The sequence below is a fragment of the Microbacterium sp. genome (genome assembly GCF_049661145.1).
Classification (GTDB): domain Bacteria; phylum Actinomycetota; class Actinomycetes; order Actinomycetales; family Microbacteriaceae; genus Microbacterium.
The window spans coordinates 1-11259 of the sequence record NZ_JBASZT010000052.1 but is presented as its reverse complement, the minus strand read 5'-3'; the positions used below and the strand labels follow the sequence as shown (position 1 = coordinate 11259).

Sequence of the window (11259 nt, the reverse complement as noted above, 5' to 3'; positions counted from 1 at the left end):
CAGCGTTCGTGGTAGAGCCGAACCAGTTCCCGCGCGGGCGCCTCGCCGGGATCCAGAAGCGTGGTGATCAGCCGGTATGTCCCGGTGCGGGTCTCGGTGTCGGTGGTGACGTGGATCTGCGCGTCGATCACTCGCACGGTCGTGCCTTTCGCGGAGGCGAGGTAGGAGCCGTCGGGAAGCCGCTTCTGCGCGGGCAGGCTCATCGCCCCGTTCCCGGTCTTGGCGCGGATGAGGAAGTCACAGCCAGCGCCGTGAACGTCGGCGAAGAACTGGTAGGTGGCGAAGTTCCGGTCCCCGAGCAGCAGCATCCCTGCGCGCAGCGCGCCGACAAGCGCCCTGGCATAGCTGAGCTCACCGGTCCGGTCTGGGCCGAACACCGCGTCGACGACTGTTCTGGTCCCGCAGGCGATCAGCGCGACCAGTCGCAGGAATGGGTAACCGGCCTCCCCGTTCGGGCCTCCCCGTGGTTTGGGGAAGGCCGCGTGGTTCGACGCGGTGTCTGCGACCGGGATCTGGGTGCCGTCGATCGCGACGACCAGACGGCCCGCGAACCTCGCCGACTGCCCCGCATGCGCGGGTGCGGGGCCAGCGAGCAGCGTGAACAGCTCGCGTAGCGGTGCGGGGCCGACGCGGCGCATCGCCAGGGTGATCGACGACTTCGCCGGCCTGGGCGCCCGGACACCCAGGCCGGCGGTCAGCCGCGCCCACACCTGTTGCCACCCCTGCCCGACGAACAACGCCCCGGCGAGCAGGAGATAGACGACGACGCGAGAGGGGAGCCGTCGCAGCCGTTTCTGGCCCCCGCCAGCGGCTTCCAGCGCGGCATCGACCATCTCGGTCGGAACGATCCCGGTCAACTCACCGAGGTGACCGGCAGCGAACACATCGAACGAAGACGAGGGCGGGGTGGCAGAATGGGGCATCGTAGCTCTTGTGGGACGGATCGGTCTTGGCGGACAGATCCACTCCTACAAGAGCTACGTCACTTCCAGCCCACGCCGCGCCGCGCCAACGCTTGACAACACCCCACACCCGCTAACCGAACGGCATTGGATCTAACCGTGGCTCGATGCCTGCTATTTCCCGGCTAGTGCATCTAAAGTATAAATACCGATGGCGGAAGGGAGGCTGTGGTGGGTGAGTACGTCGAGCGCCCGTGGCATCCCGAGGACGCGAGCGGTCTGAGCCGCAAGGATCGCGCGCCCGGCCGGTACCTCGCCTATGTGCCCGACGAACTGGGCGAGCGCCTTCCGAGGCTGGGCGCCGAGGCGCAGGGTGCGGCGGAGGACGCGCTGGCGGTACTCGCGCGCGCGGACGAGCGGATCGGAGCGCGGGGCCGCTACCTGAATCACCTGTTGATCCGTTCGGAGTCCATCTCGTCCTCGTGGATCGAAGGCAACCGGGTCACACCCAAACGCCTCGCGATCGCGGAGCTCCTGCACCAGGGGCCGCGTCAGGCGCTCGACGTCGTGGCGAATGTGCGGGCAACAGAGGCCGCAATCGCCGAACTGGCCGACCATACGCGCCCCATCGAGACCTCCGACATCGTGGACCTCCAGCACGTCATCGAGCCGGGGCTGGAACGCGGGTTGCGACGGGAGCAGAACTGGGTCGGCGGGCCTGGCTGGTCGCCGCTACGAGCCGCGTTCGTCCCGCCGCCGGAGACCGAGGTGCCCCGCCTCATGGCGGACCTCGCGCGGTTCGTCACCGACACGAGCGGAAACCCGGTGGTGCGGGCGGCGATCGCACATGCGCAGTTCGAGACGATCCACCCGTTCATTGACGGCAATGGCCGCACCGGACGCGCCATCATCCACACCGTTCTGCACCGCGCCGACGCACTGCGGAATGCGCTCATCCCGATCAGTACCCTCTTCGCCGGAGACACCGACGCCTACATCGCCGGCCTCACCGACTACCGCGCCGATTCGCCCGCGCTCGATGAATGGGTGATCGGCTTCGCGCAGGCCGCGGAGAAGGCAGCGGGGAACGCGGTGAGGCTCGCGGAGGACATCGCCGCGCTCGACCGGGACGTGTATGACCGACTCGTCGCCTTCCGTCGTGGCCGGGGTCTGAACCCCGCGGTGCCGCGGCGGGATGCCGTCGTGCTGCGCATCCTCGACACGCTCGCCTCCGATCCGGTGCTCACAGCTGAATCCGTCAGCACACGCCTCGCTGTTTCACCGGCCGCAGCGCACCGGGCACTCACCGAGCTGGCTGAGGCGGGCATCCTCGGCCGTACGAAGGACCAGCGTGGCCGCCTGGTGTGCTGGACCGCCGACCGTCATCTCGCGCTCGCCGCGCTCACCGAGCGCGGTAACCGCGTCGGCGGTGGGGACACTCAGGGGCATAAGCCGCGGCTCGGGCCTGCGCTGCCCGACGTGAGTCAGTTCGGTGCACGGCACCCGGCGTCCACCACACGGCGCGACGCGCTGGATCTGTGAGGCGACGAGGTCGATGGTCGGTTACTGGAATCACAACACTGCGTACCACGCGGAGTTGCTCGCCGCAGTGCCTCCGCATGGTGGAGATGTGCTCGACATCGGTTGCGGGGATGGCTTCCTGGTGGAGAAGCTCGCCGCGAAAGCCACGAGCGTCATCGGTCTGGACCCTGACCCACGCGCGATCGAGCAAGCGCAACGGCGCCTGACCGAGGCACCGAACGGCCAGATCGTCCTCGGCTCGTTCCTGAGCGCACCGGAACTGGACGGGCGAAGCTTCGACCTCATCACCTGCGTCGCCACCCTCCATCACATGCCCCTGGTCGCCGCTCTCGTGCAGATGAAAGCGAAGCTCAAACCGGGTGGCTGCCTGTACATCGTGGGCTTGTCGGCGAACAAGACGGCCTGGGACTGGATCGTGTCCGGTGTGCAGGTGCTCCCCATCCGATTGCTGAGCAAGCTCCGCGGTGAATCGGGTTACCCCGGCATGACTGTCGCGCGTCCCTCGGAATCACTCGCCGAGATCAGGCGCATCTCCAGTGAGGTCCTGCCAGGCAGTCGGGTCCGCCGTCGGTTCTGGTACCGCTACACCCTGACCTGGACGAAACCCGAGTAGACGACACGCTCCCGGCTAAAGCCCAAGCCCCCGGCTGAGCGGTGTCAGGCCGGAGCGGGAGGGCCGCGGGGTGAAATCATGGAGCTTCGCGGCGCGTGCCTTCCGCGCGGCATCGGCACGCTCTGCAGCGTCGCGTCGCGCCTGATCTTGCGCGGTGCGGTCGCGGATGAGCTGCGCGGCCTCGGTGACGGGCAGGGCCTCGATGGCGTCGAGGGTGCGGCGTCGGCGTGCTGTCGCCGCGTCGCGGCGTACTCGCGTGGACTGCCCGGGCGGAGGTCTCCGAATACGTCGTGGACGAGCCTGCGCCGTTCTTCCATGTGCTGGGCGGTGAGTTCCCACTGTGCTTTCCGGGCCGCGTCCACGAACTGCCGATGCTCGATCACGCGTGGGTGCGCGCCAGCCTCCACGACGCGGTGCGGCTCGCCGAACGAGGGCGCCTGGCCGACGAACATCCTGCGTTTGCCGTTGCTGGGGCATCCCGCGCCCAAGCACACTGAAACTCCGACCGGCGATGGCGTGCTGGTGCGTCTGCTGAACGGCGAGTCACTGGACGCTCTCCGCGCGGATGCCGCTCTGATGGACGCGATCCGCGCCACCAAGCCCAACCCGACGCCTGAACCGTGAACCGCATCGGGAGCGGAAGCGATCCTTGGTGAAACGGCGGGCAGCGCGCGACGTTATCAACGCTCGTCACCGACGCGTAGATGGGGGCCGGTTCAGGCGGGTCGCGTGACGGGGTGGAGGACGGCCGGGAGGGTCGTGTAGCCGTCGTCGGCGAGGAAGTGGCCTGCGCCGGGCACTGTCACGAGCTGGGCGTCGAGACGACGGCCGAGGGCATGGGAGGCCGCGGGCGGAACGATCGTGTCGTTGTCGGAGGCGATGACGGTGCGCTGCCTGATTCGTTCCGCGAGGCGTTCGATGTCCGGCGGGTCGGCAGTGAAGCCGTCGAGCTCGGGCAGCGCAGGCAGAGAGTCGGCGAAGCCGGAGACGACGACGAACGCCCCGAGAGACCAGTCGCCGGCGAGCCGGCCGAGGGCGTGCAGGACGGTGATCGCGCCGAGGCTGTGGGCGACGACGGTCAGCCCGTCGTCGGGAGTCCCGATCGCGTCGGCGACGGTCGTGATCCAACCCTCCAGGTCGGGTGAGGTCGGCTCCGGGAGCGCCGGGATGGCCACTCGCACGCCGTCACGAACCACCTCGTCGGCCAGCCAGGCGAACCAGTGAGAGGACGGGGACGCGTGATACCCGTGGACGATGACCAGACGTTCGAGACTCATGCGTCCTGAAAACGACCCGCCACGTCCTCTCATTCCTCTGTCACGTTCTCTTACGCTCGCCATTCTGGCGCGGGGATGTCCCAATGTCAGGTGAGCGCAAGCCGGCGGAGTGACCGGAGCGTGCGGCGCTGCTGGTCGAGGGCGTCGATGCGCGCTTCTACGGTGTCGAGGCGGTCGCGGAGGTATCCGGCGACGCAGGCATCGAGCCCGGCACCCTGCGCGGTGAAGCAGGGAATGATCATCGCCACGATGCTCAGGGGCAGCCCACCGTCCAGGAACATACGGATGCGGCGGACGGTCTCGACGGTCTCCTCCGGGAAACGTCGATGGCCTGCCGCGGTGCGCTCGGCGGCGAGGAGGCCGCGCTGCTCGTAGTGCCGGAGGGACCGGACGCTTGCGCCGGTCCGTTCAGCGAGTTCGCCGATGGCGAGGGTGCCGTCATTCGGCCTCACGGGTTCCTCCTCTTGCAGGTGACACTGGTGTCAGTTCCTACCCTGGGCAACATAACACCGACATTGGCCTCCACGTCCGTATCCGACGAATCGTTCCTCCTCGGCGGTGACCTCCTCATCCGCCGTATCGGGTTGGGAACGATGCGGCTGACCGACGCGACGGGCGACGGCACCCACGCCGGGGCGCGCATCTGGCGTGCGCCCGATGACCGCTCGGCAGCGGTGGCGCTGCTGCGGCACGCCGTCGATGCGGGCATGCAGCTCATCGACACCGCGGACGCGTACGCGCTCGGGCAGGGCGAGGAACTCATCGCCGAGGCCCTGCACCCGTACGCCGACGGCGTGGTGATCGCCACGAAGGTCGGGAACCTGCGCCCCTCGCCGACCGAGTGGGTGCCGCTCGGGAACCCCGCCTACCTGAAGCAGCAGGTGGAGCTGAGCCTGCGACGCCTCCGGGTCGAGACGATCGACCTGCTCCAGCTCCACCGGCTCGACCCCGCGTACCCGATCGCCGACCAGGTGGGCGCGCTTGCCGAGTTGCGGGAGCAGGGCAAGATTCGGCACATCGGACTGTCCGAGGTCACCGTCGCCGAGCTGGAGGAGGCGCGCCGGGTAGCGCCGATCGCGGCGGTGCAGAACCTCTACAACCTGACCGTCCGCGATCACGACGTCGTGATCGACCACACCGCCGCCGAGGGGATCGCGTTCATCCCGTTCTTCCCCCTCGCGATCGGCGAACACACTCGCCCGAGCGGCGTCGTGCAGCACGTCGCGGATCAGCTCGGCGTACTGCCGGGCCAGGTGGCGCTCGCCTGGCTCCTGTACCGCGCACGCAACATACTCCCGATCCCCGGCACGGCCTCAACCGTGCACCTCGACCAGAACGTTGCAGCCGGAAACCTCCGCCTCACGGCCGAGCAGTACGAGATGATCGCAAGCTCCTCCGGTCTGGATGCGAACTGACGGATGGGTGCCGCTGTCGGCGACTTTCCCGCGTGTCCACGTCGCCCGGGTCGGATGGAACGATCCGAGGGCAGTGGCCCTCCGGTTCCTGCAACGCTATGGCGTTGTCCCATCTCACTTCCGACAAGGAAGCTGATCGTTCGTGGTGAACCCCATCGAGCATTGCTCATGGGGCAAACGATGGGGCACCGTGCACGTTGCGGCGCGTACCGAGAAGTCCGTCCACGTTGTAGCCAACCCGATTTCACCCCGGTTCGGGGCCATTTCCGTTTCCAGCTTCTCAACCGTCATCCGACCTGAATAGTCGTCATTGGCAGCGTTAGCGACGTTTCGCGCCGGATGAAGGCGGAACGAGCGGCTTCGTCCGGCCCTTGGTGTCGTTATTCACGGTGTAGGCGACGGTTCGGGCCGGATGAACACGGCACGCGGCCCGACCACGTATACCGTGCCCGGTGCGCTGGTGAGCGGGCAGCCCAGCAGATCCTCACCCTTGCCTCCTACGAGACCCGCCGTGAGCTCACCGAGGCCGGCGGCTGGACGAAGGTGGCGGCGTTCAAGGTGGTGGGTCACCTTCGGTCGAGGTGCGACGAAGCGTGCTCAGCATCGCCGAGAGGTAGTTCCGGCTGGGGAGATCGGTGCTGAGATCGTGAGCGCGTCGCAGCGCGACGGCAGCGGCTCCGATTTCCCCGGCGTCGTGCAGGAGGGCACCTCTTGCTGCGTGGAAAGCCTGGAAGGCGTCGACCGCCGGATAGCGCTGCGGGAGCGCATCAAGTATCGCCAGTCCAGCAGCGCTGTTCGTCGATCGAGCGATAGCCACTGCTCGAGCGACCTGAGCGCCCATGCTGGGGGTTTCGGCGATGAGCGCGTCGTAGAGCTGGGCGATGATCGGCCACGGCGTCTCACTCGACGTGCTCGTTGCGTGGGCCGACTGGATAGCAGCTTGCAGTTCGTACGGGCCGGGGTTGCCCGAGCGGGGATAGTGCAGGCCATCACGAAGGATGCGGTTTGCCCGCCGGATGAGGTGATGATCCCATTCGGTGCGCTCCTGTTCGTCGAGGGGAATGAGAATCTCGTTCGCAACGCGCGCAGAGCTGCGCGAGTGCAAGAACAGCAGGAGCGATGCGAGCCCCCGCACTTCGTGGTTCTCGGGGCACTCGCGCAGCAACAGCTGGCTGGCATGGATGGCCTCCTCGATGACGAGTTCCGTCGCATCGGCGGGAGCGATGCGGAGCCAGTCAACGGAGTACGCAGCATAGATCGCGTCGAGCACGGCCCCGATGCGGTCGCCCTCGATCTGCTCCGGAATCTCGAAAGACGCTCGATTCACCCGCAGCTTCTGCTTCGCCCGCACCAGCCGCTTCGAGAGCGTGGCAACCGGCAGTGCGAACGCCGTTGCGACATCGGCAGTGCCGACCCCGAGCGCGACCTGCAGAATCAGCGGTGCATGAACACTGCGATCGAGGGCCGGATGCGCGCACGCGAACAGGAGCGCGAGGGTGTCGTCCCTGCTCGGGGTCAGGTCCGCCTCGAGTGCGGCGCCCATGTGGTCAGGGAGAGTCGTCGACCTTCGGTGCGCAGCCGAGCGAAGTGTGTCGCGGATGCGGTTGCGGGCGACGGTGGCGAGCCACGCCTCGGGCTTGGTCGGCGGGTTCGACGGCCACGCGGTGAGCGCCGCCTCGACCGCTTCGCTGAATCCGTCCTCGGCAAGCTGCACATCGCCGCACCACCGCGCGAGCGCTCCGATGAGCCGAGCGCGATGCCCCTCGACGATCCCCAGAAGGATGCCGTGGGTCGAGCTCGGCTCACCGTCGTTCGCCATGAGGGCTCAGCCGTCCATCGCCGAGGCGCGCACCTCGACCTTGCCGTAGTGGGCGACCGGGCATTTCTTGGCCCATTCGAGGGCAACATCGAGCGATGGCGCCTCGATCACGAAGTAGCCGCCGAGCTGCTCCTTCGTCTCCGAGAAGGGGCCGTCGTGCACCACGGCTTCACCGCCGCGCACGGACACGGTGGTCGCCGTCGCGGTCGGCTGGAGCCAGTCGGTGGCGACGAACACTCCGGCTTCTCGGAGCGCGCCGATGTACGCGCCGAAGACAGCGAGCTCTTGTTGCATGTCCGCCTCGGACTTCTCGGCATACGCGGCTTCGTCGCTGTAGAGGAAGAACGTGTACTTCATGGGGAGTTCCTTGTCTGTCTCGTCTGGAACCGCGCCCCCATCGTAGGGGCACGGGTGGTTCTGGTGAGAAGGTCAGTTCCAGCCGTGCCCGGCGAGATTCGCGATGCCGGTTTCCAGGCTCGGGCCGAGAATCTTCGGCGCCACCAGACCGAAGATGCGCAGCACGGGATGGTTCCCGGCATCCAACGTCGCGCTCCAGGTCACCCGCGTGAGGTCGTCGCTCACCGGTACGAGGTCGACCGTTTGGCGCGACGTGCCCATGGGGCCCATATCGATGTCGAAGTCGATCCCATCGGGGCGCAGCGCGGCCACGGTTTGAGTGCCCTTTCCGTGCTTCCCCTTGAACGTGAATCCGGCCCCAACACCTGAGGTAGGGCCGAACGGCTCGATGGAGAGGTGGGGATCGCTCGTGCGATACGGATTGATCTCCGTGTACCCGGCGGTCGAGGCCAGCAGCGCAAGGATCTCTTCCGTGCTGCCGTTGACCGCACCTTCTCTTGCAATTGTGGTGAAGCGACCCATGAGGGGCCTCCCTTCTTGTCCGCGGCACCCCTGCAGGCGCCGTCTACAACAGGGACGAATGAACGCGAGCGTCGAGGACAGTGCCTGTCTGATGTTTCGGCACTGCTCGCGGTGCGTGCGAGGAACCGGCGAACGCCCGCCGCGCTCACGTAGAGTCGCACGCATGGTGGATGCCGGTCGCCGATTCCTCCCCGGGTGGGCGGCACGGATGCTGGGGCTGCCCGGCTCGGCGTCGTTTCGTCGCTTCGACCGCATCGTGGACCGGGCCGCAGGTTACGCCGGTTCGATGCGCGGTTTGGGCGATCAGGCGATCCAGGCCGCGGCGCAGCGCCTGCCCTTGCGGACCGGGGGAGAGCTGGACCCGGACGCGACCGCGCGATTCCTTGCCCTCGCCCGTGAGGCCGCGGCGCGCGCGGTCGGACTTGCACCGTTCGACGAGCAGCTCGTCGCCTGTTGCGCGCTGATGACCGGGCATGCCGTCGAGATGGACACCGGCGAGGGCAAGACGCTCGCGGGCGCGCTCGCCGCGGCCGGCCACGCGCTCACGGGCCGCCGAGTGCACGTCCTCTCCGTAAACGACTATCTCGCCCAGCGGGATGCCGAGTGGATGCGGCCCTTCTTCGCGCTGCTCGGGCTGAGCGTCGCCTGGATCGGTCAGCACACGCCGACCGACGAGCGACGACGCGCGTATCTGTGCGACGTCGTCTACGCGCCCGTCAGCGAGATCGGCTTCGACGTGCTGCGCGACCGCTTCGCCGTCGCCGAGGACGAACGCGTGTCACCGGCATTCGATGCGGCGATCGTGGACGAGATCGACGCCGTGATGATCGACGAGGCGATGATTCCGCTGGTCCTCGCCGGCACCTCCGACCACGGCGCCGACGACCTCGCCGAAGCGACGCTGCTGGTCGAGGCGTTGGTCGAGGGTCGTGACTTCACGGTCGACGGCGATCAGGCCACGGTCACCCTGACCGACGCCGGCCTGGACGGACTGGAGGCGCGGCTCGGCGGCGTCGACCTGTACGACGGCGAGCACACCGCGATGCTCACTCGGCTCAACCTCGCGCTGCACGCCCGCATGCTGGTGCGGCGCGACGTGGACTACCTCGTGACCGATGACGGCATCAAGCTCATCAACGCGGCGCGCGGCCGGGTCGCGCATCGGCAGCGCTGGCCCGACGGCCTGCACGCGGCGATCGAGGCGAAAGAGCGCCTGACCGTGACCCCTCCCGGCGTGATCCTGGACCAGCTCACGATCCAGGATCTCCTGCACGCGTATCGCACCCTGTCCGGTATGAGCGGCACGGTTCTGGCCGTCGCGGATGACCTGATGGAGTTCTACGAGCTTCCCTCGGGACGCGTCGAACGGCACCGGCCGAACGTCCGCGTCGACGAGCTCGACCGCGTCGTCCTCACCTCGGACGAGCGGTTCGCGATCCTCGTGGATGAGGTGCGCCGCCGTCACGACGCAGGTCAGCCGGTGCTCGTCGGTACGCAGCACGTCGCCGAGTCCGAAGCGCTCGCAGTGCGCCTTGCCGAGGAGGGCATCGAGGCGCACGTGCTGAACGCGAAGAACGACGCCGAAGAAGCTGCGATCGTCGCGCGCGCCGGCGAGTATGCCGCCGTCACGATCTCGACGCAGATGTCGGGTCGCGGCACCGACATCCGTCTCGGCGGAGCCGACGAAGGCGATCGCGCCCGCGTCGTCGCCGCGGGCGGCCTCGCCGTGATCGCCACCGGGCGCTATCCCTCCCGCCGGCTGGACGCCCAGCTGCGCGGGCGCGCCGGCCGGCAGGGCGACCCCGGTGCGAGCCTTGCCGTGGTGAGTCTCGACGACGAGCTCGTGCAGACCACCGTGCCGGAGCATCTGCTCATCAGGATCGGGCGGGGCGGGGCGGAGCTGGCGGCGGAGCGCCGCAGCAGGATCGTGAACCAAGCGCAGCGGATCGCCGAGGGCATCCGTCTCGACCGGCATCGCAACACCTGGGCGTACCACCGCGCCATCGCCGCGCAGCGGGACACCGTGCTCGCGCGCCGTCAGAAGGTCGCCGCCACCGACCCCACGCTGGAGCGGGCCGTGACGCTCTACTGCCTGGACGACCGTTGGATGGCGCACCTCGCGCTGCTCCAGGAGGTTCGCGACGGCATCCATCTCCGGTCTCTCGCGGGACAGAAGCCGATCGACGAGTTCCACCGGATCGCGCTGCGCGAGTTCCACGGCTTCTTTGACGCCGTCGACTGCGATGTGACGGCCCTCATGGCGGGTCGGACGGCGGAGGACGGCGGGACTACCCTGGAGGACCTCGGGCTGCGGCGCCCCTCCGCGACGTGGACCTACATGGTGAGCGATGACCCGCTCGGAAATCCGGGGAACCGGCTCGCCAGAGAACTCGGCAAACGCTGGCGCTCCGCCGTGATGCGGATCCAGTAGCGCGACCTTCGTGTTGCTGGGGGACTCAGAGGCCGGCTAGCCGCTTCTTCTTGCGGTTCTCGCGGACAATCCAGGCGACGTCGGGATCGGGGGAGGCGTCCAGGGCGGAGAAGACGGGGAGCCCTGCCTGCGGATCCGCCGCGACAGCCACGCTCCAGCAGTAGCCGAGACCCTTCCGCAGCGCGCGGACGTCGTCGTCGCGGCGCCGCCCGGCGGGCATCGCGACGAGAGTCGCCGTGGATCGCTCGCAGACCTCGACGGCGACCGCCACCATCTCGGGCGTCCGCAGCAGGCGCGGCTCGCAGATGGCGGCGGCCGCGGCACGCAGCACGAGCGGATCGTCGGATGCCGACCAGTCGCGCACCAGTGTAGCGAGCCGCG

General features: G+C 68.4%; 11 protein-coding genes and 1 pseudogene. 5 read left to right on the top strand and 7 right to left on the bottom strand.

From position 1 onward, the window contains the following. The coding region (locus WBP48_RS02330; protein WP_424435489.1) for an IS4 family transposase at positions 1 to 923 on the bottom strand (923 nt) is incomplete at its 3' end. A 210-nt stretch (positions 924 to 1133) separates the two neighbouring features. On the opposite strand from WBP48_RS02330, the gene WBP48_RS02325 reads away from it, so the two are divergent. From WBP48_RS02325 to WBP48_RS02315, 3 genes are all read left to right on the top strand, one after another. Further along, positions 1134 to 2444, top strand: coding sequence for a Fic family protein (locus WBP48_RS02325; protein WP_424435486.1), 1311 nt, complete (start codon positions 1134 to 1136; stop codon positions 2442 to 2444). Between the two features lie 13 nt (positions 2445 to 2457). Continuing rightward, on the top strand, positions 2458 to 3057 hold the full coding sequence (locus tag WBP48_RS02320) for a class I SAM-dependent methyltransferase (RefSeq protein ID WP_424435483.1): 600 nt from the start codon (positions 2458 to 2460) through the stop codon (positions 3055 to 3057). Between the two features lie 290 nt (positions 3058 to 3347). After that, positions 3348 to 3554, top strand: coding sequence for a hypothetical protein (locus tag WBP48_RS02315; protein ID WP_424435481.1), 207 nt, complete (start codon positions 3348 to 3350; stop codon positions 3552 to 3554). A 219-nt stretch (positions 3555 to 3773) separates the two neighbouring features. Here the strand turns inward: WBP48_RS02315 and WBP48_RS02310 are convergent, their stop codons facing one another. Both WBP48_RS02310 and WBP48_RS02305 read right to left on the bottom strand, forming a co-directional pair. Continuing rightward, a complete protein-coding gene (locus WBP48_RS02310; RefSeq protein WP_424435478.1) occupies positions 3774 to 4334 on the bottom strand; it encodes an RBBP9/YdeN family alpha/beta hydrolase in 561 nt (186 codons plus the stop codon). A gap of 86 nt (positions 4335 to 4420) precedes the next feature. Further along, entirely contained in the window at positions 4421 to 4786 is a 366-nt protein-coding gene (locus tag WBP48_RS02305) for a MerR family transcriptional regulator (RefSeq protein ID WP_424435475.1), read from the bottom strand. A gap of 27 nt (positions 4787 to 4813) precedes the next feature. On the opposite strand from WBP48_RS02305, the gene WBP48_RS02300 reads away from it, so the two are divergent. Further along, the gene (locus tag WBP48_RS02300; protein WP_424435472.1) at positions 4814 to 5749 is read left to right on the top strand and encodes an aldo/keto reductase; all 936 of its coding nucleotides are present in this window, start codon (positions 4814 to 4816) and stop codon (positions 5747 to 5749) included. A 553-nt stretch (positions 5750 to 6302) separates the two neighbouring features. Here the strand turns inward: WBP48_RS02300 and WBP48_RS02295 are convergent. The 3 genes from WBP48_RS02295 to WBP48_RS02285 all read right to left on the bottom strand — a co-directional run bounded on the left by WBP48_RS02295 (position 6303) and on the right by WBP48_RS02285 (position 8447). Beyond that, positions 6303 to 7568 (bottom strand): RNA polymerase sigma factor, encoded by a 1266-nt coding sequence (locus WBP48_RS02295; RefSeq protein ID WP_424435469.1) that lies wholly within the window; start codon positions 7566 to 7568, stop codon positions 6303 to 6305. Between the two features lie 6 nt (positions 7569 to 7574). After that, entirely contained in the window at positions 7575 to 7925 is a 351-nt protein-coding gene (locus WBP48_RS02290; RefSeq protein WP_424435466.1) for a YciI family protein, read from the bottom strand. Between the two features lie 72 nt (positions 7926 to 7997). Then, positions 7998 to 8447 (bottom strand): SRPBCC family protein, encoded by a 450-nt coding sequence (locus WBP48_RS02285; protein WP_424435463.1) that lies wholly within the window; start codon positions 8445 to 8447, stop codon positions 7998 to 8000. A 163-nt stretch (positions 8448 to 8610) separates the two neighbouring features. Here WBP48_RS02285 and secA2 point away from each other — a divergent pair, with 163 nt between their 5' ends. Then, on the top strand, positions 8611 to 10878 hold the full coding sequence (gene secA2, locus WBP48_RS02280; protein ID WP_424435460.1) for an accessory Sec system translocase SecA2: 2268 nt from the start codon (positions 8611 to 8613) through the stop codon (positions 10876 to 10878). Between the two features lie 25 nt (positions 10879 to 10903). On the opposite strand, the pseudogene WBP48_RS02275 reads toward secA2, so the two are convergent. Next, positions 10904 to 11259: pseudogene (locus WBP48_RS02275) on the bottom strand (HEAT repeat domain-containing protein); the annotation flags it as partial.

Excerpts from the sequence above, each read along its gene's own strand:
- WBP48_RS02320 (WP_424435483.1), top strand. The coding sequence starts at position 2,458 with ATGGTCGGTTACTGGAATCACAACACTGCGTACCACGCGGAGTTGCTC.
- WBP48_RS02310 (WP_424435478.1), bottom strand. The coding sequence starts at position 4,334 with ATGAGTCTCGAACGTCTGGTCATCGTCCACGGGTATCACGCGTCCCCG.
- WBP48_RS02295 (WP_424435469.1), bottom strand. The coding sequence starts at position 7,568 with ATGGCGAACGACGGTGAGCCGAGCTCGACCCACGGCATCCTTCTGGGG.
- WBP48_RS02290 (WP_424435466.1), bottom strand. The coding sequence starts at position 7,925 with ATGAAGTACACGTTCTTCCTCTACAGCGACGAAGCCGCGTATGCCGAG.
- WBP48_RS02285 (WP_424435463.1), bottom strand. The coding sequence starts at position 8,447 with ATGGGTCGCTTCACCACAATTGCAAGAGAAGGTGCGGTCAACGGCAGC.
- secA2 (WP_424435460.1), top strand. The coding sequence starts at position 8,611 with ATGGTGGATGCCGGTCGCCGATTCCTCCCCGGGTGGGCGGCACGGATG.